The sequence below is a fragment of the Pseudomonas sp. EL_65y_Pfl2_R95 genome (assembly GCF_963971045.1).
GTDB lineage: Bacteria > Pseudomonadota > Gammaproteobacteria > Pseudomonadales > Pseudomonadaceae > Aquipseudomonas.
In genome coordinates, this window is record NZ_CAXAOV010000003.1 from 166833 (window position 1) to 189570 (window position 22738).

11 protein-coding genes are annotated in these 22738 nt (G+C 55.2%); 4 read left to right on the forward strand and 7 right to left on the reverse strand.

Annotation, left to right across the window (positions count from 1 at the left end; all coding sequences use genetic code 11):
- The first annotated feature begins 105 nt into the window (after window positions 1–105).
- Both AACY09_RS11580 and AACY09_RS11585 read left to right on the forward strand, forming a co-directional pair.
- Complete coding sequence (locus AACY09_RS11580) at window positions 106–531, forward strand: YciI family protein (protein WP_339488133.1); 426 nt, start codon at window positions 106–108, stop codon at window positions 529–531.
- Window positions 532–556: 25 nt separating this feature from the next.
- Entirely contained in the window at window positions 557–973 is a 417-nt protein-coding gene (locus AACY09_RS11585; protein ID WP_339488134.1) for a VOC family protein, read from the forward strand.
- Between the two features lie 134 nt (window positions 974–1107).
- Here AACY09_RS11585 and ggpS read toward each other — a convergent pair whose 3' ends face one another.
- The 3 genes from ggpS to AACY09_RS11600 all read right to left on the reverse strand — a co-directional run bounded on the left by ggpS (window position 1108) and on the right by AACY09_RS11600 (window position 6335).
- Window positions 1108–3390 carry a glucosylglycerol-phosphate synthase gene (ggpS, locus tag AACY09_RS11590; RefSeq protein WP_339488137.1) on the reverse strand — a complete coding sequence of 761 codons (2283 nt, stop codon included), beginning with the start codon at window positions 3388–3390 and terminating at the stop codon, window positions 1108–1110.
- 171 nt (window positions 3391–3561) lie between these two features.
- Complete coding sequence (locus AACY09_RS11595) at window positions 3562–4833, reverse strand: MFS transporter (RefSeq protein WP_339488138.1); 1272 nt, start codon at window positions 4831–4833, stop codon at window positions 3562–3564.
- A 170-nt stretch (window positions 4834–5003) separates the two neighbouring features.
- A complete protein-coding gene (locus AACY09_RS11600) occupies window positions 5004–6335 on the reverse strand; it encodes a DUF2254 domain-containing protein (RefSeq protein WP_339488140.1) in 1332 nt (443 codons plus the stop codon).
- 203 nt (window positions 6336–6538) lie between these two features.
- Between AACY09_RS11600 and AACY09_RS11605 the strand changes: the two genes are divergently transcribed.
- Window positions 6539–6790, forward strand: coding sequence for a type II toxin-antitoxin system Phd/YefM family antitoxin (locus AACY09_RS11605; protein ID WP_339488711.1), 252 nt, complete (start codon window positions 6539–6541; stop codon window positions 6788–6790).
- Between the two features lie 53 nt (window positions 6791–6843).
- Here AACY09_RS11605 and AACY09_RS11610 read toward each other — a convergent pair whose 3' ends face one another.
- The 3 genes from AACY09_RS11610 to phhA form a co-directional block, all read right to left on the reverse strand.
- Window positions 6844–8046 (reverse strand): amino acid aminotransferase, encoded by a 1203-nt coding sequence (locus tag AACY09_RS11610; RefSeq protein ID WP_339488142.1) that lies wholly within the window; start codon window positions 8044–8046, stop codon window positions 6844–6846.
- On the reverse strand, window positions 8043–8399 hold the full coding sequence (locus AACY09_RS11615) for a 4a-hydroxytetrahydrobiopterin dehydratase (RefSeq protein WP_339488144.1): 357 nt from the start codon (window positions 8397–8399) through the stop codon (window positions 8043–8045). Before AACY09_RS11615 ends, AACY09_RS11610 begins: the two co-directional genes overlap by 4 nt.
- 62 nt (window positions 8400–8461) lie before the next feature.
- Window positions 8462–9250, reverse strand: coding sequence for a phenylalanine 4-monooxygenase (gene phhA / locus AACY09_RS11620; protein WP_339488145.1), 789 nt, complete (start codon window positions 9248–9250; stop codon window positions 8462–8464).
- Window positions 9251–9507: 257 nt separating this feature from the next.
- Here phhA and AACY09_RS11625 point away from each other — a divergent pair, with 257 nt between their 5' ends.
- On the forward strand, window positions 9508–11076 hold the full coding sequence (locus AACY09_RS11625) for a sigma-54-dependent transcriptional regulator (RefSeq protein WP_339488146.1): 1569 nt from the start codon (window positions 9508–9510) through the stop codon (window positions 11074–11076).
- A 188-nt stretch (window positions 11077–11264) separates the two neighbouring features.
- On the opposite strand, the gene AACY09_RS11630 is transcribed toward AACY09_RS11625, so the two are convergent.
- Window positions 11265–22697: a VCBS domain-containing protein gene (locus AACY09_RS11630; protein WP_339488147.1), complete on the reverse strand. Its 11433-nt coding sequence runs from the start codon at window positions 22695–22697 to the stop codon at window positions 11265–11267.
- Window positions 22698–22738 lie beyond the last annotated feature (41 nt).

The window sequence follows — 22738 nt, forward strand, 5'->3', positions numbered from 1 at the left end:
ACGATCCCTGCATGGCTGTCCGTAAATATTTTTCAGGTGTCTGTCGATTTGCCGTGCGCCGGTTCGACTACTGGTTAGTCCAACCGTAAATAGAAGGAGTTTTTTATGCGCTGCATGGTGATAGTCAAAGCCAGCCCAGAGTCAGAGGCCGGCGAAATGCCCACTGAACAATTACTTGAGCAGATGGGTAACTTCAATCAGGAACTGGTAAATGCTGGCGTCATGCTAGCAGGTGAAGGTTTGCATCCCAGTAGCAAAGGCGTACGTGTGCAGTTCTCGGGTGAGCAGCGCACGGTGGTTGATGGCCCGTTTATGGAAACCAAGGAGCTGATTGCAGGCTTCTGGATATTCAATGTGGCCTCCATGCAAGAGGCAATCGAATGGGTCAAACGCTGTCCGAATCCGATGCTCAGCGATTCGGAAATCGAGATTCGTCAAATATTTGAAGCCGAAGATTTCGGCGAGGAATTTACCCCTCAACTGCAAGAGCAAGAGCGCCAGTTGCGTGAGCAAATTCACGCAAGAAAATAACCCCTATCATTGCGAGGAGTGAATCATGAAAATTAATAGCTACCTGACGTTCGATGGTAACTGCGAAGAGGCTTTCAACTTCTATGCACAATGCCTGGGTGGCAAGATCGAGGGCATGATGCGCTTTGCCGAGATACCTTGTGAGGATGCGCAAATCCCGCCCGAGTTCGAGCAGCGGATTATGCATGTGTGTCTGATGGTGGGTGATCAGGTCTTGATGGGCTCGGATGCTTGCGGCTTCAGCCCTTATGAGGGCATTACCGGTAACTCGGTAGCCTTGAACCTGGATTGTACCGATGAGGGTGAACGTATTTTCAATGCCTTTGCAGAGGGTGGCACTATCCAAATGCCTTTTGAAAAGACCTTCTGGGCGACCCGTTTCGGTTCAGTAAAGGATCGGTTTGGCGTGCCTTGGTTGATCAACTGCATCGTGGCGGAATAAGAGCTGCAGGCCTAGGATGCGTGGGCTCTGAGCCATAGGCCTAAAGACCCTTCAGCGTTTTCGCATGCGAAAAGCCCGCTACAAACGCTGTTACATGCAGCGATTGTAGCGGGCTTTTTTACAGCTCTCGCGAGCTAAGAGGCCAAGCCAATAGAACTGACTTTTTCAGAGGTTTCCAGTGCAAAGGGTGCCTCAGCCACCGCGCCTAGGAACTCATCACCCCAGCGACGAATGTCGTTGTAGCTGACGATGTCAAACAGCTCCCGCAGGCGAGCCTGCGCTTCGACTTTCGGCAAATTAAGTGCCCAGTAACAGGTACTGGTCAGGTCGGCCGGGTCATGCGGGTTGGTCAGCAATGCGCCTTTGAGTTCGGCCGCTGCACCGGCAAATTCGGAGAGCACCAGCACGCCGCTGCCCCCGAGCAAGCCTTGGGCTGCAACAAACTCCTTGGCCACCAGGTTAAGGCCGTCGCGCAGCGGAGTGATCCACATAACATCGGCCATTGCATACCAAGCGCTGACTTCTTCGAATGGCAGGCTGCGGAAGAAGAATTGCAGCGGTGTCCAGCCGATACGGGCAAAGCGCCCATTGATGCGGCCAACGGCCTGTTCGATCTGCGACTGCAGTTCGTTGTAGATGGTCATCTCTTTGGCAGCCGGTACGCAGACTGTGACCAAGGTAACCTTGCCGAGCAGCTCTGGATTTTCATCGAGAAGTCGCTCATAGGCATTGAGCTTCTCGAGAATGCCTTTGGTGTAGTCGAGGCGTTCAACCGCGAGAATCAACTTAATCCCACTTAGCTCTTCCCGCAGGCGCGCCATCATCTCGCGGATTTTCGGATTATCCAAAGCCGTGCGTACCCGGTCGATATCCAGCCCTACCGGATGCGCACCCAGCTTGACCACGCGGCTGCCAGTGTCAACGGCGGTGGTCATGCGTTCAAGGCCAACGGCGCAGCCGTAAGTGATAAAGCGCGGCGCACAGTTCTGCCGGCTGACTGTTTGCAGCGGGGTAACCCCGCGTGCCACATCGACAAAGTTTTCCACCTGACGTGGAATGTGAAAACCAATGTAGTCGCACTGCAGCAGGCTGCCGATGATCTGGCGACGCCATGGCAGCACGTTAAACACGTCCGCCGATGGGAAGTAAGTGTGGTGGAAGAAGGCAATCTTCAGGTCTGGTCGCAACTCGCGCAGATAGCCTGGCACCATCCACAAGTTGTAGTCGTGGAGCCATACTGTGGCGCCCTCAGCGGCTTCAAGAGCGGTGCGTTCCGCAAAGGCACGGTTGACCTTGAGGAACACTTCCCAGTCCTCCTCACGGAACACTGCACGCTCCCAGAAGGTGTGCAGGGTTGGCCAGAAGGCTTCTTTGGAGAAGCGTTTATAGAAAATATCGACTTCATGCTTGGTCAGTGCCACGCGCGCCGCTTTTAGCTTGGGATAACGCTCGGCATCAACCGTGGTATGGGTTTCAAAGGGTTCTTCTTCGTCACCCTCATGAATCGCCCACGCCACCCATGAGCCGGGGCGGCCATCCCCATAAAAACTCAAAAGCGTTGGAATAATGCCATTGGGCGAAGTCGGACGGCGGCGCTGTAGCTTGCCGTCAGCGCCGCGATATTCTTCATACGGCAGGCGGTGATAGACCATCACCATTTCTGACTTGCCTGGTTGCGCGGCTTGGCGTTTTTCGGCGGCTATACCGTGCTCACCCAGAAAACCAAAGTGGGCGAAGGCTTCGAGAATCCCGCCGCAGCCGCTGCGCTGGGCATGGAGGGTGCGCGAATGGTGCAGGGTGGCATCGAGCAGAGGTTGCTCGGATTTACCGACGCAAACCCCGTGGAATTTGCTGTTGAGCATGTTCAGGTCATTGAGTGTATCGCCCGCGGCGAGGACCTGATCGTCGTCTAATTCAAGCCATGCTGCCAGCGCTTCGAGGCTGGTGCCTTTGTTCACGCCCTTGGGCAAAAAGTCCAGATAGCGTTCGGCGGAGTAGAGCAGGTCACACCCCAGTGAGTCAGCAGCAGCTTGCAGTTCAGGCGCGGCGGCTTGCTCGGGCGTGCAAAAATATGAGCAGCGGCGAACCTGCGGCACATCCTGGCGCTCAAGGTTGAAGCCTTCAATGGCACTGGCCACTTGGCTTTCACCGGGCCAGAGCGCATCGACGGCATTCTGCAGGGGTTGGATAGGCTGCAGGCTGTCGCCATGGACCATGGTCGCACCGACATCGGCAATGATGTAGTCGGGGTGCGGCAGTGTGGGGTCTGCCAGCAGTGGCAGCACCGCTTCCAGACTGCGGCCGGTGACGTAGGCCAGCTTGATTTCTGGGTGGGCGGCAATGGTTTGATAAAGGCTTAAACGATCCTCAGGATCGCCAGCAAGAAAAGTACCGTCAAGATCGGTTGCAAGTAGCATGCGCTGTCTCCCTGTCCATATAGTGGGTGCAGTTGACGCGCCGACATCAGCCGACGAGCTTGAACTTGCTGCTGCGCTGTTTATCAGCAACAAGCTCTGCGTTTCCGGCAGTTGCACCCACACAATGGGTGACTGCCCTTATTGTTATGCAGCCGCAGATTGAGTCTGCCGCTACGGTGATTCGGGTTCAGGTCCAGCGTTGTTGGTACCTGAGTCTAGATCTGCATGCGGAGTGTCAGGCATGAGTTCCAATACGGTGTGGCTGGTGCGCAGCATAGGTACGAAATGCGCTTGATCGCCGCTGACCAAATCGCTGACATGGCGCAGGCGGTAAAGGGTGTAAGCCGCGAGTAAACCCAAGACCACAGCAAAATACAGCGGTAGGGCATGCGGGCCAATGTGCTGCATGAGCACACCAGCAAGCAGCGGGCCACATACTGAGCCGACGCCGTTGACCATCAACAAGCTGCTTGAGCCTGCGAGGATTTCGTCACTGTGCAACTGGTCAATCAACTGGGCGACCGCAATCGGGTAGATGGCAAATGCCAGGCCGCCCCAGACGAACATCAAACCCAGCAGTATCGGCCCGGCCGGCATAACGCTCATCAACAGCGCCACCACCACAGACAGCGCCACAACCCAGAACATAATCATACGGCGGTCGTGCTTATCTGAGTATCGACCGATCGGCAGTTGCAGTAATGCCCCGCCAAGAATCGCGCTGCTCATCAGTAAGCCCACGCCCTTGGCGTCGAAGCCACTGAGGTTGGCATATACCGGTGCCATGCCCCAAAACGCGCCAAGGGCCAAACCCGATAAACCCGCTGCCGCGATTGACAGAGGCGCTATTTTGGCGATTTGGCGAACATCGGTGTGCAGGGTTTCCGGCACCGTCGGTTGAATTTGCCGGGTCAGGGTAATCGGCATCAATGCTGCACTGATCAAAATTGCTGCCAGGGCGAACAACATGAACTCAGTGGGTTCGGCAAGGTTGAGCAGCTGTTGTGCAGCGGCCAAGGCGCCTAGGTTGACCGCCATATAGATGGCAAATACGGTGCCGCGTTTGTCATTGGGCACCTGTGCGTTGAGCCAGCTTTCGATAACCATGTACAGACTGACCAACGCCAAGCCGTAGACAACCCGTAAGCCAAGCCATACCCAAGGGTCGACAATCAGCACGTGGAGCAGGGCGGTGATGGCGGCGAGCGCGGCACAAAACGCGAACGCGCGAATATGTCCGATGCGCCGAACCAGCGGAATCGCTAGCCAGGTGCCAAGGAGAAAGCCGACAAAATACCCGGACATAATCAGCCCGAGCATTCCAGTGGAATAGCCTTGGGCTACGCCACGCAGAGTCAGAAGTGTATTGAGCAGACCATTGCCGAGCAGGAGTAAAGCGACCCCGCTCAGCAGAGAGCTGATAGGGGCAATAAGGGACCACATGGCGACCTACCCTAGGGAACTAGTCCTAAGATAGCAAGCACAAAGCGCGCCACTAACTTTTGATTGGTTTTGTTAACTGCATGATTATAAACAGAAAAATGCTCGTCAAAAAAGATTGGATAATTTTTTATGACGAAGGCTTGCACTGTGTTGGTGCGCAATTTTGCAGGTCAAGACGCTTTCACCCTCGATAGTGCAGGCAAGTCTTGCTTGCCTGCACTGTTGATGCGCTCGATAAAATCATTGATCTCTTCGCGGTCGCGTGGCGTGGACAAGTGTTCATCGGCACTTTCTAAAACACTGCATGCATGGCGCAGTAACTGAGCTTTATGCTCCGGCTTCGGGTTCTGATGAAGCAGGTTTTTAAAGGCTTGCAGCAGGCTGACCAGTACACTCGGATCTGCTGCGCCATAAGTGCGTATGGGGCCGATAATTTGCTGCAGTAGCTGGTCAAGGGGCAGCTCGTTCAAGAACAGGCGAGGCGGCTCGTCTTCAAGCTCGCTGAAGTCAAAATCTGGCAGGTTCAAGCGCTGGCTAAACAAAACGCTGAGCATATCAATTGATTTGATTGCAGTGCCTGGGTCGTTAATGCCTGGGCTTAGCGCTTTAACCGCAATCTCAGATATCTGTTTGCAGCCAAAGAGGTAATGAGTGCTGGGGTATTCCTCGATAAAAAAGTCGAAGCAGTCGAGCAGTTTATTGATGATTGCGTCATCGACTTTACGGTTGAGCCTGAACAGTGGGTGGCCCTCCATCACGAAGAATCCACGGTGCACCTGAATCGTCATGGTTAAATCATGCTCGCTGAGCAGTTCATTGGTCATGGCGAAGTTTATTTCTTTGAAATAGCCACTGCGCTCGGACAGCGTTTGCTGCCATTTGTGATCGGCAGGCCACTTTGGCGCCGGGCTCTGCGCTGCCATTTTACTGATGCGCGAGGCGAGTACATCGCGTGTTACGTGGTACAAATTACTGAGGATGTACTCGACCTGAATCGACTGAGAAATAGAGCGAATGAAGTAGACAAACAATGCCAGGCAGGCAATTCCCAGTCCGAGCGTGATCAATACGCCGAGACTCGGTACCTTGTCACTACCATTGAGCTCAATAGTGGTGATAAGCAGCAGTGCGTAGATGATGGTGCCGAGGTAGAAACCGAGGGTTTTCTGGTGACTCTTGCTGCTAACCAGTCCAGGAAGCACACGCGGTGAAAGCACCGCCGCGGCGTTGTTGAGGACGACCATGACCATGGAAAAGCTGAATACCATCAGCGATACCAATCCGCCGACCAAGGTGCCAAGAATCAGCCTTGCGTTATCAGCATTGCGTACCAGGCCAACATCAAATGTCTCTTTGATGCTCATTAGCCAAGGCTGGTATTCAATGGAGATATTGACCAGGCAGGCAAAAACAAACCCCAGGGCAATAAGCGTTGGATAAAACGCCAAGCTATGGATGGCTCGCTGATAAACACGAAAGAGTAGGTTCGATGGGCTGATCACAGGTGTTCCTTTTCAGGCAGTCACCGAACTATAGCTAAGTAGCCGCAGTACATAAAACTATGGTTCACCGTATGACCAATATATCCAACGCTCGCGGCTCGGCTATGCGCCGAGACATCAAGATTGGCTTGTTAGAGGGTATCGAGGGCAGGCCCGTCATTTTAGCCGCGTGCCTAATAGCATTACCGGGGGAAATCGGGACCATGTACACAACGCTTAGCAGCCGTGAATTTGATCAGGACTTACGCGGTGCCAAGCAAGCCGCGCGCTCTCGCCCGGCATTTATCACGGAGCGGGGCAAACCCGCACACGTCCTGTTGTCTATTGAGAGCTACCAGCGCCTTACAGGCCTAATCCCCAGCATCATAGAAATGTTGGCCATGGCAGATGACGAAGATATCGAGTTCGACCCGCCTCGCGCAGTTATCAGCTTCCGCGAAGCAGATCTGTACTGACGCTCATCTTTGCGCCTGCCGGTGCTCCTGTTCTTAATCCTTGGAGATAAGCGCTATCGTCCCCCGCAAACTGCAGCAATAGCCTGCGCCAACTGAGTGAAGCGCTGGGCATCAATTCCGGCGATATTGGCGCGGCCGGAGCCAACCATATAGATGCTGTACTCTTCACGCAGGCGTTTTACCTGTGCTGGTGATAGCCCGGTGTAGGAGAACATCCCGCGCTGTTGGCTTATATGGGCAAAACGCTGGGCAAGTCCATGGGGGGCCAGCGCTGCGACCAGCCCTTCGCGCAAACGGGTCACCCGCACCCGCATTTGTTCTAGCTCATCAACCCATACGTTTTTCAGCTCTTCGTCGGCCAGGATAGTCGCTACCACCGCGGCGCCATGGGCAGGTGGGGTTGACCACAGGTTACGTGCCAGGAATGCCAGCTGGCTGCGTATATCAATCAGCTTTTCAGCATCCGCTGTGCATACCAGCAGCGCACCGGTGCGTTCACGGTACAGGCCGAAATTTTTCGAGCAAGAGCTGGTAATCAACAGCTCGGGCAGGGCGTCTGCGAACAATCTTACCGACCAAGCATCTTGCTCAAGGCCATCGCCAAATCCTTGGTAGGCAAAGTCGATCAGGGGCAGCAGTTCACGGGCTTTAACCACTTCAAGCACCCGCAGCCAATCGGCCTGGCTCAAATCAAAGCCGGTTGGGTTGTGGCAGCAGGCATGCAAAAGCACAACATCGCCGCGGGGGATATGACTGAGCGCTGCCAGCATCGCCTCGACATTTAACCGGTTATCCGCATCCACATAGGGGTAATGGCTGACCTGCAAACCGGCTTCGGCAAAGATGCTTTCATGGATAGGCCATGTGGGGGCGCTTAACCAAAGGCCGCGCCCCGGCAGGTGATGGCGGATAAAGTCCGCGGCGAGGCGTAATGCGCCCGTGCCCCCCGGTGTTTGTGTAGCGCCAACGCGTTGTGCGGTGATCGCTTTGCTGTCAGCGCCAAGCACGAGCCGAGTGAGCAACTGGCCAAACAGCGGGTCGCCGTGACCGCCGACATAGCTTTTGCTGGTTTCACACTCAAGCAAGCGCTGTTCAGCGAGTTTGACCGCTTTGGGAATCGGAGTCAGGCCTTGGGTGTCTTTGTAAACGCCGACACCCAGATCAAGTTTGCCCGGATGACTGTCGACGCGGTAGGCCTCCATCAGGCTGAGAATTGGGTCACCGGGTACACGGGCGATCGATTGGAAGTGGTTCACTTGCGACCCTCTGCCTGTGCGGCGACCTCATCTGTCCGGGCGGCCATGATGAAATCATTGCGGTGCAGGCCTTTAATCGAATGGCTCCACCAGGTGACCGTCACTTTGCCCCATTCGGTCAGCAGTCCTGGGTGATGGCCTTCAGCTTCTGAAATGTCGCCAACGGCATTGGTGAACGCCAGTGCATGTTTGAAATTCTTGAACAGGTAGACCTTTTCCAGTTGCATGATTGAGTCACGCACTTCGATGTTCCAATCCGGAATTTGCTTCAGCAACTCAGGCAATTCTTGATCAGATACCTGAGGGGCACCCGCTTGGCACGCTTCGCAATGGGCTTGGTTAAGTGCAGTCATGGTCACTCCTTAAAATTAGAAAATTGGGCCTTGGTGGTTTGATGCGGCAACTGCTTAGGCGTTCACGCGGCTTGCTTAGGTGGAAATTGTGGCGCATGCAGGCCCAGCTGACTGGCTTTTATGACCATCGCCATAATGTCTTCATGGGCAAGGTCAAACAGGCGCTTGAGGTCGGGCAGGGCGAAGTAGACAGGTTGCAGGATGTCGATGCGGTACGGCGTACGCATCGCTTCGACGGGATCAAACGCATGATGTTGCGGTTGATCAGACAAGCAATACACCGTCTCTTTGGGCGATGAAAGAATCCCGCCGCCATATATCTTGCGACCTTGGCTGGTATCGACCAGGCCAAATTCGATAGTCATCCAATACAGGCGCGCGAGGAATACGCGCTGCTCCTTACTGGCTTGCAGGCCGAGTTTGCCGTAGGCATGGGTAAACTCGGCGAACCAGGGATTGGTCAACAATGGACAGTGGCCAAATATCTCGTGAAAAATATCGGGTTCCTGCAGGTAGTCGAGCTCTTCAGGGGTGCGAATAAAGGTCGCGACCGGGAATTGCTTGCTGGCCAGCAATTCAAAAAACGTCTGGAACGGGATCAGTGCCGGCACCCGTGCAACTTGCCAGCCGGTGGTAGCCGCCAGCACACGGTTGACTTCACCAAGTTGTGGAATGCGCTCATGGGGCAGGCTGAGCTGCTCAATGCCATCGAGGTATTCTTGGCACGCGCGGCCCTCGATCACGTTCAACTGACGGGTGATCAAGGTGTTCCAAAGCTGATGTTCCGCTTCGGGGTATTCAATAAAACCTGTGTCGTCCGGTTTGCGGGCGACGTATTGCGTGCTCTTCATCTGTTCGCCTCCTGATGGAGCTTTTGTTGTTGTGTTTAGCTATGAATAACCCAGAGGCAGGGCGATTACAGCCCCCACAATGTCAGCGCAGGCGATGATAAAGCGTGCCAATTCGTAAAGAATTGATTACAACTTGCTGCTAATGGCTAAGTATCATCTTGATGAGAGGCTAAACTGTCACATATTCTTGACGACTAATCCGCCCTGGCCGACGATTTTTGTCCTTACGGCCCATAGAAACCGATCAGAGCTCAGTCATGCGAATCAAAGTTCATTGTCAAAACCGCATAGGCATCTTGCGTGACATTCTCAACCTGCTGGTTGAGTACGGCATTAACGTGGCGCGCGGCGAGGTGGGCGGCGAGCAGGGCAATGCCATTTATCTGCATTGCCCGAACCTGATCAATCTGCAGTTTCAATCCCTGCGCGCAAAGTTTGAAGCCATCACCGGTGTGTTTGGGGTTAAGCGGGTGGGCTTAATGCCCAGCGAGCGTCGCCATCTTGAGTTGAATGCCTTGCTTGGGGCTTTGGATTTTCCCGTGCTGTCCATTGATATGGGCGGGTCGATCGTGGCGGCCAATCGGTCTGCAGCGCAGTTGCTGGGTGTGCGTGTCGATGAGGTGCCGGGGATTCCGTTATCACGTTATGCCGAAGACTTTGACCTGCCGGAGCTGGTACGTGCCAATAAGTCGCGGATCAATGGTTTGCGGGTGAAAGTGAAGGGCGATGTGTTTCTTGCCGACATTGCGCCATTGCAATCGGAGCATGATGAAAGTGAGGCCCTGGCCGGGGCAGTTTTAACCCTGCATCGAGCTGATCGGGTTGGAGAGCGCATTTACAATGTGCGCAAACAGGAACTGCGTGGCTTTGACAGTATTTTCCAAAGTTCTAAAGTCATGGCCGCGGTGGTGCGCGAGGCACGGCGCATGGCGCCACTGGATGCTCCGTTGTTGATCGAGGGGGAAACGGGCACCGGTAAGGAATTACTGGCCCGGGCCTGTCATTTGGCCAGTCCGCGCGGCCAGTCGCCGTTTATGGCGCTTAACTGTGCCGGTTTGCCCGAGTCGATGGCTGAAACTGAGCTGTTTGGCTATGGTCCGGGTGCGTTTGAAGGGGCCAGACCTGAAGGCAAGCTCGGCCTGTTGGAGTTGACCGCAGGCGGCACGCTGTTTCTCGACGGCGTTGGCGAGATGAGTCCGCGCTTGCAGGCAAAGTTGCTGCGATTTTTACAGGATGGCTGCTTTCGCCGGGTCGGCAGTGATGAAGAGGTGTATCTCGATGTACGCGTGGTCTGCGCTACGCAGGTGGATCTATCCGAGTTGTGCGCCCGTGGAGAGTTTCGCCAGGACCTTTATCACCGGCTTAATGTGCTCAGCCTGCATATTCCGCCATTGCGTGAATGTTTGGATGGCTTGGCGCCGCTGGTTGATCACTTTCTTGATCAAGCCAGTCGGCAAATTGGCTGTGCGCTACCCAAGGTCGCTCCACAGGTACTTGAGCGCCTTAGTCACTATCATTGGCCGGGCAATGTGCGTCAGTTGGAGAATGTGCTGTTTCAGGCTGTGTCTCTGTGTGATGGCGGCATGATCAAGGCCGATTACATTCGCCTGCCGGATTATGGCGCGCCGCAGCCGATTGGTGATTTTTCCCTTGAGGGTGGCCTGGATGCCATTGTCGGTCGCTTTGAAAAAGCCGTACTGGAGCGCCTGTTCAGCGAGCACCCAAGCAGCCGTCAATTAGGCAAGCGACTTGGTGTATCGCACACCACAATTGCCAATAAGCTGCGTGAACACAGCATCGGCAAAGAGATTAAAAACGCACCTTAAACAGCGGCATTACAGCCGGGTGAAAGCGTCATCCACGCTACGACGCGCTTTGCGCACTCCGTAGGGTGCGACAACGCGAAGCTTGTCCACCATAGTCAAGGCCACGATATGCTCAAGCTTACGCCCATATTCAACACAGTCGCAGTGGTGAAAGGGTGGATGCCAGCAGTGACATCCACCCCAGCGGTCTAACTTTCAGGCCGGATCAGACTGCGTTGCTGGGCTGCATTTTTCAGTTGATTTTGGAAGCTATTGGCCGTTTGCGCGCGCTCAGGCTGCTGCTCACGACCAGGCTCCTGTTGTTGTTTTTGCTCGCGCTCAGGAACCTGCCAGGAGTGGGTCATGCCTTCTGCGCTGGCGCCAAACAAGGATGGATCACTGAGCAGTCCATCCGCCGTTAAGTCGACACGTTCCTGACGGCTGAGAATCCAGGTCATGTCCAATTCGCTGTCGAACTGGCTGTCGAGCACTTGCTGGTGGATAAACTGGCCGGGCACTTGGTAGGCATCATCAATGTTACTGAGAAGGCCAGCAGAAGCGCCAAGCATGACTTTACTACCATCGGTTTCGCGCGCCATAAATGCGTTTATCTTGCTGTCGCGCTGGACCACGGGGCTGATAAACACGGCTGGCTCAATATCTTTGAGCAGCGGTTGGTATTGGTCTGCTGGATCGCGGTCGTCTTCATGGTGGAAGGGACCATCTGTAGGGGCCGGGATAAACGGCGCAGTGATATCCAGTGTAATGACCAACTCGGCAGGATCGGTAGCACCCGCCAAGTCACTTAAGGTGTAGGTGAATACATCGCTGAGTACCTGTCCTAATCCTGCCGCAGCTAATACTTCATTGTTGGTCAGGTCAATGCTGTAGGTGTAGCTGCCGTCGGCATTGAGAACCAAGGTGCCGTAACGTCCTGCTATTGGCTGGCCAATGGCTCCGCTGGTGCCTGTAGCGTTCTCTGCGCCGGTGCGGATCGCCACCACTTGCAGGCTGTCACCGCCATCAACATCACTGTCATTTGGCAGCACGTTGCCACTGGTCTGCGGGGCAGGCACCTGATCACTGGCCACGTTGCTGTCATTGACCGCCAGCGGATTGTCGTTTGCGCCCTGTATCAGCAGATTGAGCCGCGCTGTTGATTCGGCGCCTGCGGTATCACGCATTGTGTAGGTGAAGGTTTCACGCAGGGTTTCACCTGCTGTACGCAAGGCCTGAACAGTTGGGTTGTTGTTATCCAGGACGTACTGATAAGTACCGTCAGCGTTTAATGTCAGGCTGCCATAACGGCCGACAAGCACTTGACCTGCGCTGGCGGTGCTGCCTGTCTCACTGCTGGCGCCGATAACCTGCTTGGTTTCTCCGTTGGCAACGCTGTCGACGTCAGTGTCGTTATCCAGCACATTGCCTTGCGGATTAATCCCCGGGGTGCCATTGAAGATGCCACCCGCCTCAACAGAGGTGGCGTTATCGTCATTGGCCGCTGGTGTGTCATTGCGACCATCAATAGTGATGACGAGCTGGGCTGTGTCATCGGCAAGGTAGGGATCTTGAACTGTGTAGGTGAAGTTCTCTGTAAGTGTCTGACCACTGATACGCAGGGCCTGTACTGAGGCGAGGCTGTTATCCAGCACATAAGTCCAAGTGCCGTTGCTGTTGAGGGTCAAGTTGCCATAAAGGCCACGCAGGCTGGTGCCGACGCTACCGCCAGTGCCTGTCCCTGTTTCAGTGCCCGTGCGTACACCTGTGACTGTGAGTACGCCGTTCTCCAGGTCGGTATCGTTACTTAGCACATTACCGCTCGGATTGAGCCCCGGCGTAGTGTTGTTAACCCCACCGGCCTCAATGGCAGTGGCGCTGTCATCATTCGCAACGGGCGGGTCATTGCGGCCGATAATCAGAATCGACAGTTGCGCAGGATCGCTAAGGCTGCCGTTGTCTGTTGCGGTATAGGTGAAATAGTCGGTGAGGGTGTCGAGCAGATTGAGCGCCAATACATCGGGATTGGTTTTGTCGAGCACGTACTCATAGCTGCCATCGGCATTGATCAGCAAACTGCCGTATTGACCGACAAGCACGCTTCCGACTGTGCCGGCGGTGCCACTGCCCGCTTCCTGGCCGGTGCGAATGGCGGTAACGGTCAAGCTATCGCCCGCATCCACATCAGTGTCATTGGTCAGCACATTTCCTGTTGGATCGATAAACCTGCCGTCGCCATTGTCGGCAACTGCAATCGCGTTATCGTTGGCCGCAACTGGGGTATCCCAGGCGCCTTGAATGGTGATCAATAACTGCGCAGCATCGCTCGCTACAGCGGTGTCATGCATGCGGTAGCTGAAGGTCTCGCGCAAGACATCGCCAGGTTTTAGCGCTTGTACGGCGGCCAGACTGTTATTGACCACATAGTGGTAATCACCGTTCGCCAGTACGGTCAGCGTGCCGTAATTGCCGACGATGGATTGGCTTGTCCCCACGCCGGTGAAAGTGCCGCCGACCAAAATAATGCCATTGCCAATACCATCAAGGGTTTTGCTGTCACCGCTATCTACATCGGTGTCATTGGTAAGCAAATTACCGCTTGGGTTTGTGCCTGGCGTTGCATTGTTTACCCCGCCAGCCTCAACGGCAGTGGTGCTGTCGTTGATTGCATCCGGGTTGTCATTACGGCCGGCGATGGTGATGGTCAGCGTTGCGCTGCTGGTGGCACCTGCCACATCGCGAATGGTGTAGGTAAAGCTTTCGCTGATTCGATTGACCGCAGTACGCAGCGCCTGAACCACTGGGTTGTTGTTATCGACGGTGTAGGTGTAGCTCCCGTCGCTATTGAGTCTCAAGCTGCCGTAAGTGCCCGCGAAGCTTGTACCAATGCTGCCGCCTGTCACAGCAGTTACCGTCAGCACTTCGCCATTGCGGTCCACATCGGTGTCATTGGCGAGTACGTTACCGCTTGGGTTTACGCCGGGCGTTGTATTGTTCAGGCCGCCTGCTTCTACTGCCGAAGCGGTATCATCGTTGGCGACTGGGGTGTCGTTAGTGCCTTGAATTGTGATGGTCAGTAGCGCTGAATCGGTTGCCCCGGCGGTATCAATTACGCTGTAGTTGAACGTGTCAGTGAGGGTATTGCCCGCACGCAAGGCTTGAACGGCCGCCATTGAGTTGTCGAGCCGGTACTGGTACTCACCATCATCACCCAGCGTCAGCCAACCATAGGTGCCGCGCAGTTCAACTCCCAGCGAACCTGCGGTGCCTGCGCCTTCAGTTGCGCCTGTGCGAACCGAGTCAACTGCTTTGGTTTCACCATTGGCCACGCTGTCGACATCAGTGTCGTTGGTCAGCACGTTGCCCACAGGGTTAACCCCGCCACTGGTGTTGTTAACCCCGCCAGCTTCACTTGCTGTGGCGGTGTCATTGGCTGCCACCGGGTTATCGTTCTGGCCGCGAATGACCACGATGATTTCGGCGCTGTCGTTGAGTCCGCCCGGGTCTTCTACGGTATAGGTAAAGCGCTCGATCAGTGTATCGCTAGCCTCGCGTAAGGCCTGCACTGCGGCTAGGTCATTATCCACTTCATAGACGTAACTACCATCAACCTGCATGGTTAGCCAGCCATAGAGGCCTTGGAGTCTAACGCCTACAGTGCCGGCCTCCACTTCGCTACTAATAGCTATCACTTCAAGCGGATCGCCATCCGGGTCAACTGCTGGGACAGTGCCTGTTGGGTTGACCCCAAGCGTATTGTTGTCCAGGCCGCCAGCTTCGGTTGCCAGTGCTATGCCGTCACTCGCCAATGGCACGTTGTTGGCCCCGGTAACGGTGATGACCAACTGGGCGGTATCGGTTAATCCCGCGGTATCGGTTATTTGGTAAGTGACTACCACGTCAAGCGTTTGGCCAAGGGCTAAGGCGACGATATCGGGATGATCGCTGTTGACGTTAAAACTGAATGAGCCATCTGGGTTGATGGTCAATTCGCCATATGAAAGGCCACCGGCGTTGGCCAAGGCAACGCCCCCGGATGTCTGCGCATACAGAGTATCGAGAGTCGTGCCAACGGCCACGGCCCCCAGTGCGCCGCCAGCAAGCTCAGTGCCGTTACGGATGCCACTGACGATCAAATTGGTATTGGGGCGGTCCGCCGCATCGACATCCTGATCGATGCCATTGCCGCCAGGCGTGCCTGTGCCACCTGGACGACTGGGGAAGGTGATGACATTGCCGGTAGGGTTGCCTTCATTGCCGTCATCATCGGTTTCACTGGCTTGCGCCTGAGCCTGATCATCGCTGGCAACGGGATTGTCGTAATTGCCTTGAACGGTAATGGTCAAGTTGGCCAAGTCGTTGAGACCCAGTGCATCGGTGACCTGATAGCTGAACACATCGGTCAAGGTGTCATTAGGACCTAAGCGCTGAACATCGATATTGTCCTGATTGATTACGTAGGTATAGGTACCGTCAGAGGCAATAGTTAATTGGCCATATTGGCCATTGATCATGACCGAACTACCTGGAGGCACGGCAGTGGGGGTGCCGATATCGGTTTCAGGCACATTACGAATAGCGGTGACGCTTTTCGATTCGCCATAGTCAACAGGGTCGCCGGCAGTGCCGTCAACGTCGGTGTCGTTGTCCAGCACGTTGCCGGTAGCGTCAGCGCCTGCCACTGGGAATCCTGGGAGCGGAGTATCGCCGGGGTTGCCTGCGTCAGTGTTGTTGACGCCGCCTTTTTCGATTGCTGTGCCGGTATCGTCGACGCCTACAGGTGTGTCGTTAGCGCCTTGAATGGTTACCGTGAGTTCTGCGCTGGAATTGGGGGTTGCCAGCGGTACGCCGTTGTCGCTGATCACGTAAGTGAAGGTTTCGGTCAGCGTCTGGCCACTTAGGCGAAGGGCTTCAACTTCAGGGTTATCATTGTCGACAACATACTCATAGGCGCCGCTCGCATCCACAAACAAACTGCCGTACTTACCGACGATTTCAACTGTACCCACTGCTGGCACAGCAACCGTCCCGACGGAGGACGTGACCGAAATCAGATCAAGATTTTCGGTGTCTGGGTTGGTAATCAGATCAACGTCAGTGTCATTGTCCGTCAAATTACCGGTTGGGTTTATGCCGGGAGTCATATTGCCACGACCGCCCGCTTCTACAGCTGTAGCAGTATCGTCTACAGCTGTTGGGGGATCGTTGACCGCTGCGACGACGATCAGTAACGAATCTTGATCAGTGAGCGCGTCGGTGAGTTCGCCGGGAATCCCGTTGTCGTCGGCGTCGCCAAAGTTACCCAAATCGTTGGTTAGCACCGTAAGGGTGTCATTGCCATTGAAGTTGGCGTTGCCCAAATAGTTAAGGCTAGCCAGGGCTGCGTTGATATCAGCAATGCGTCCGACCAACACCAGTGAGTTGGAATTGCTGCCAGTGACGTTGACGCCTGTGGATGCTCCGGTTAAAAACAATGTGCCTTGAGTGACGCTCAAGGTGACTTGAATGGCTCTGTCCGCGATATTTGGGTCGCTTTCAGCATCCTCATCACTCACGGAAATGCCGGTGATGTTTAAAGCAACGTCTTCAACTGCGTTCTGGTCGCCGGGTAGGCTGTTAATGGGCGCATCATTTTGCTCGACGTAACCTGAGTTGGCTTGCTGGCTGTCGGATTCGCCCAAGGTGACAGTGACCTGGCCGAGGGTGCCGCCATCGCTATCGATTCGAATGTGCATGTCATCGAAGCTAAAAGCCGCATCAATTTCCGTTGGCGCATCAATGCGGTATAAGCCCGAGGGTAGAACCCCGAATACGAACTTGCCGTTGCTGTCGGTGATTGCGCTGAAGGAAGCATCGTCAGCATTACCGAAGATGCCATCATTGCCAGCCCAGTTCAGGGTGACTTCTTCACCGCCTATACCCGGACCGTCTGGTGTGGTGGAGCCATCAGCAGAACTGGTGTCGTTCCACAGTGTGCCACTGATGATGCCCAGACCTGCAGCTTCTACCAGTTGATAGTTATTGAGCACCGCGTCGTTGCCGGGGCCAACGCCGTCAGCGCTGGTACGCTCGCCATCAGCCGTTCCATCAGCGCCAACACTGCTGCCGCCCCAGGTGGTGAATGTTTCCGGCAGGCTGCTCCAGGTCAGGCTGGCATTGGTATTGGCAACGACTGCATCGTTGGGCACGTCAACGGTATAGACCACGCTGATCTGGCTGCCAACATCCACTTGGCTGAAGTCAATATTGAGGCCACTCGCAGTGCTGAAGCTGATGCCGTCAGCGGGCAGATCGCCTGCTGCGTAGGTCGTGCCGCCTACGGTGATGCTGACCAGTTGATAGTTGCTGCCGGTTGGAAAACTGTCGCTCAAGTTGACGTCGTAGGCGGGCAGTTCACCGCTGTGGTTAAAGCCGATCGTCACCGTGGCAGTGCCCGTACTGCCGCCGACGTTAGGGTCGAAGTTAGTGACTGTTTTATCCAGGCCGCTAAAGCCGCCTTCAACGATTCTTTCAGACAAGGTGGCGCTGGTTGCACGCAAGGCACCATCGACCCGGTCTTGCACAAAAACGCCGAGTTGGTCACCGGCTTGATTGCTGACTTGGTTGTTTACCCGGGCGCTGAACTCAACAATGATGCCTTCAAGGTTGTCATCGTTAGTGTCGCTGCCGTTAAGGCCATTGGAGACATTGCCAAAGTTGATGGTAATAACCTGGCGGCCGTTCGCGTCGGTGGTGACGGTTACATAATTGGAGTTGAGTACACCGGTTGGACCTGCACCCGATAAATCGGGGGTGATAAACATGGCCTCCGGCGAATTTTCGTCACCGTTGATATTCAGCACGCCGCTGGTTATCAGGTCACCTAGATCAGTTACCAATCCACCATTGGATACAAAGGCCACGCGCATGCTGGCGAGGTCTGCCAGCGTCAATCCTGCGTCAAGGGTGAAACTCATTGAGTAGTTAGGGTTCTCACCTTCCGGAATCAGCGCGGCGGCGCGATAGCGAACCAACTCGCCGACCGCCACATTCTCGACACTGGCGTTGGTTGGGTTAGGGGCCGTGGTGTCACTGAGGCCGCCCACACGGGAAATTCGGATGCCCTGAGCAACCGGGATCACCAGCGTGCTGTCTAGGCGGTAGTCATTGAGTACGCCACTATTGAGCACGTCGTCTACGCCGGTACGTTCATCGCTATTGATGCCATCCATGCTGGTCCATTGGACCTGGGCTTGGTTGTCAAAATTGGGCACTGCCGCGCCGCTCGCATTGACCACACCGCTGACATTGATGGCAATACTGCCACCCTTGGCAATATCTACGTCGCCGTTATTCACCAAGGTATTGCCGACAATGCTGAAGTTCGCTGTGATATCGGTCGGCACCCCATTAACGGTGTAAATAACGCTGGTGATAGTCAGGCCGCTTAACTCAGTGGGCAGAGTGTCGCTGAAGCTGATGTCAAAGGCATCGAAGTCGGTGCTGCTGTTGCCATTGGTGATGGTGATGGTGAAGTCGACTGGGTCATCCTGGTCAAAACCAAAGTCGGTCGGGGTATTGATGGTTTGGCTGATTTGCAGCGTTGGTTCACGGACGGTGATCGTCGGTTTATCACCGGTCAAGGCAACTGTGCGGTCAATGCTGTCGGCAGGTGCGGTGCCATTGGGCGTGTCGCCGTCGGTATCGGTGTAGCTGAGGGTTGCATCATTTTGCAGAACGGTATTTGCCTGATTGCCGCTTACGTCGGTGGCAATCAAACGTACTCGAATGACAAATTTGTTGTTGTCGACGTTGTTGTCGCCAGTGGTCGTTGAAGCACTAAAGGTGAAGTTGGCATCGACGCCATCAGTGCCCAGCGTGCCGCTCGGTGCGGAAATTCCGCTGATCACAACATTACCGGCGAAATCAAAAGTAAGGACGTCGCCGGCAGTGGTGATCAACTGGTAGCCGCCGGTGCCGAAGCTGGTGTCGAGGCGCATGCCCGGTGGTATCAGGTCATTGATATTGAGTGACTGGGTGATGCCTTCTGGCAAGGTGACAATGATGTCGTAGAGCATGCTTTCGCCCACGACCAGATCCGCGCCTGTGGTATGGCCTGCGCTTGAGTCGTCATCGCTGAGGCCGCCACCAGCAAAATCCTTGCTGATAGTGGGTGCTGCGACCTGTTGCGCGGCGTTATCTGTTAAAACGCCGCTGTCGAGGAAGTTCGCGCCGCCTTCGACACTGGCGTAATTAACCAGTGTGCCAGTACTTTCCATGGTGGCGCTGGCGTCGATATCGCTGGCAACCACTGCGTCATAGGTAATGACAATCAGGTTGGCACCGCTGTTGTCTGCAGCTGTTCCAGGGCGTCCGGCGAGGAGGGCACCCACACCCGCGCCATCAACAAAGGTGATGGTGTTGGTAAGGTTGTCTACGGTGAAGTCGACTCCCGCCGTTAATTGCGTACCGTCACCCCGGAAAATCAGCAGGTTGGCGCTAGACAGGTCGCCACCAACGAAAGACAAGCCTGGCGGCAGAGTAATTTGCGTGCTGACATCGTAGGCGTTGCCGCCACCGGAGTTTTCAATTGCCGTGGCCAAACGGATAGTGTCGTTAGCGTCGATATCGGTGACATTACCTTCAATCGCATTGATGTCGGTGACACTGCCGGTGAATGGGGCACCACCAGTACCGGGGGCATTCCAGCCACCGGTAGTACCGGTCACCGTGCCGTTGCTGGACGAAACCACGCCATGGGTAATGCTCAAGTCCGGCTCGGCTACCGAAGCGATCAGGGTCACGTCATCCGATGAAAGAATTTCATTCTTATCAAGGGTGGTGGTCTGACTCGATTCAGCCAGCACGTTAAATGAGCGCTGATCAGCAAAGGGTTGATCGCTGACGGTCAGGGTGAAGTCAATTTGGATGGTGCTGCCTTCAGTCCCGCTGTTGACGTAATTGTCGAAGGTAAAAATCAACGAGTTACCGGGGCCGATAACCACCGAGCTTGGGCTGTTGGGATTGGTGTTGTCGGTGCCCAGTTGCCAGAGGGTGTTGGCGTCGAGTCCGGTCAGGTCGAACAGCGGCAGCGGCAGATAAGCGGTGATGCTGAAGTTTTCGTAGTCACCGGTGACCAGGTCATAGGTCAGACTGAAGGTTACTTCATCACCCGGCCGGAGTTCGGTGCCCGGGGCTGGCGCCCCATCTCCGTTGAGATCTGCCAGATCAATTTCAACTTTGCTGGTCGGAATAGTGCTGGTGGTATTCGATGAATCTGACTGATCCTGGCCGGTCAGGTTGACCGAGTCTTCCATAATGGTGGCGGTCACCGTGGCATTGTTGCTCAGCGAATCACCTTCGTTGATTTCAAGGTGCGTAGTGCCGGCCGGTCCTGAATAGCTTTGCCCGATGACCGCCTGATAGCTGAGCACTGCGTTGGTGGCGCCTTGCAGGACGTCATCGAATGACAAATCGCCATTGAGCCATTGGTGATTCGGGTAAAAATTCTCAATCGATGCCGCGATGTCGAAAACCAGCGAGGTTGAGCCATCGGCGTTGACGACCTGAGTAAAGGTGACGGGAATTTGATAATTAACCCCATCCACATTGGCAGACAAAAACAGCGTGCCGGGAGCCAAGGTCTGGCCATCGCTGAGACTGTCGGAAATGACGAAGCTACCTTGGTTGAGCAGCGTCTCACCAAAGGCAAAATAGTCAGAAATATTGATGTTAATGGTGTAGTTAAGCGTGTCGCCCGGGCTTAAGCCCGTGGTGCCAATATCCGTCTGCAGAGTGACCTGCTTCTCCAGCGTGATTGACTTCGCGACAATGCTTGTCGCATTGCCATCACCACTAAAGGCAATGGTGCCGTCCGGGGTGTCCACATCGCGAGGATCAAGTGGATGCCACAGGCCGCTGGCAGAGGGCGGGGCAAAGGTGATGGTGACATCGTCGCCAGTGATGGGGTTAATAACCGGATTACCATTGACATCAGCGTCGGGGATAAAGAAGTCAACATTGGTGGTCACGGGCGCCGTGAAGTCGGTATACGCGACCGTAAACGACTGGATATACACATCATTGGTTTGATCGGCATCGGTATTGCGCGCAAAAACCGCATTGATCAAAGCCGGGTTACTGATGGTGTCGCCGTTATACAGGGTGATTGAGGTCAGTGTGCCGTTTGCGCCCGGGGTGATTTGGGTGATGATGACGTCGTCCGGCACCGGTTGAGTAATCTCAAGGTCGGTAATGGTTTGTGAGGTGGCCGGGCTCACGGTTATCTGCAGTTCTTTACCATAGTTTGGACCGGTGGCTGTTTCACCCTCGGGGGCAACAATGACCTGGTCGAAGGTAATAACCGTTGGATGAACTACATAGCTGATGGCCCCGGACTCTACCAGGCTGGGGTCAACCGTTGGGTTGTTCAGTGCGTCGTTGCCGTACTGGAATCCGCTGCGAGCGCGGATGGTTAGATCCGGGGTTGCGGCAGAAGACGAGAAGTCGGTGTCAGCTAGATCACTCAGGCTCGCCGTGATCTGTATGCCGATATTCGGCTGACCTTGGCTAACACTGGCAAATGGCAATTCCAGCACCACCATCTGATCGCCCGCTCGCATACCATAAGTGGCGGCGTTAACAACCAAAGGTTGGCCATCCGCACCAACGGCCAAGGGATGAACCGCCTGGCCGTTGGCATCGAAGGTAATGACATGTGAAACCAAGGCTTGTCCGAGGTAGCTGGCAGACACGAAGCTGATGCCATCATCAATTTCTGCGCCGGCGCCATCGATCCCCGTTTTGGGCAGGAACACGTCAACAAAAGGGGCATAGCCTGACTGGCTGGACGTATTGGAGAAGTTCAGGGTAAAGGTGAAATTGCTGCCTAGCTGAACGTCGGCGCCCGCACCACCTGCGGAGAGGGTTGGTGCTGCGTCGGCCAGCAACCCTGAAAAGTTATCAAGCGTCGCAGCGCTCAGGGCAATTGATTTATCAATGTCGCCATCGCGGACTTCCAGCTGCCAGTCGCCGCCGGCGGCTTTGCTGCCGGTGTCATCGTCTGAGGCTCCGACATCTGCGCCTGTCCAGCGGGCAAGCTCACCGACCAGGGTCTTACCGGCGTCACCTGCACCGATTTTGCAGCCGTAAAGCTGAATGTCCGCCCCTGCACTGAGATTATTGCTCCATTGTGCGAAACGGCTGCCGAGTTGATCAATGTTGTCGCTGGATACGGTGGTGCTGCCCAAGGTGAACTGGCCCGCAGCCCCGTGGGAAAGAATCTGTATGGAGTCGACCTGTCCCATTGCCTCAAGCGCTTTCTCAATGGCGGCAATGCCATCTTCTTGGCTGTTGACTACGATGGCTTTAACGCCCTCGGGTAGTTGCTGGGTAAGTTGCTGGCTATTCTCGAGGCGACTGTCTATGACCAGCAAGGCTTTGGCTGCGGACGTAGCAGGTGGGGCTGAACGTGCGGTTTCAACCGCTGTTGCCGGAACGTGTGTGTTGTCCTGAGTGTTTTGGCCATCGTGCGCGGAGGCGTCGGTCGCCTGATGCTCGGTGGCAACTGCTGCTGCACCATCGAAAAGAATCCGCGGTTCCAATGCCAGCGTACGGCTGCTGGGTTTGAAGGGATTACCGTTACGACCGGCAGTGACTTTAGACATCGACAGGGCTCCATGCACAAGAAAAACATCGTGAGTCAATA

Excerpts from the sequence above, each read along its gene's own strand:
- AACY09_RS11595 (WP_339488138.1), bottom strand. The coding sequence starts at position 4,833 with ATGTGGTCCCTTATTGCCCCTATCAGCTCTCTGCTGAGCGGGGTCGCT.
- AACY09_RS11625 (WP_339488146.1), top strand. The coding sequence starts at position 9,508 with ATGCGAATCAAAGTTCATTGTCAAAACCGCATAGGCATCTTGCGTGAC.
- ggpS (WP_339488137.1), bottom strand. The coding sequence starts at position 3,390 with ATGCTACTTGCAACCGATCTTGACGGTACTTTTCTTGCTGGCGATCCT.
- AACY09_RS11580 (WP_339488133.1), top strand. The coding sequence starts at position 106 with ATGCGCTGCATGGTGATAGTCAAAGCCAGCCCAGAGTCAGAGGCCGGC.
- AACY09_RS11630 (WP_339488147.1), bottom strand. The coding sequence starts at position 22,697 with ATGTCTAAAGTCACTGCCGGTCGTAACGGTAATCCCTTCAAACCCAGC.
- phhA (WP_339488145.1), bottom strand. The coding sequence starts at position 9,250 with ATGAAGAGCACGCAATACGTCGCCCGCAAACCGGACGACACAGGTTTT.
- AACY09_RS11585 (WP_339488134.1), top strand. The coding sequence starts at position 557 with ATGAAAATTAATAGCTACCTGACGTTCGATGGTAACTGCGAAGAGGCT.
- AACY09_RS11615 (WP_339488144.1), bottom strand. The coding sequence starts at position 8,399 with ATGACTGCACTTAACCAAGCCCATTGCGAAGCGTGCCAAGCGGGTGCC.
- AACY09_RS11605 (WP_339488711.1), top strand. The coding sequence starts at position 6,539 with ATGTACACAACGCTTAGCAGCCGTGAATTTGATCAGGACTTACGCGGT.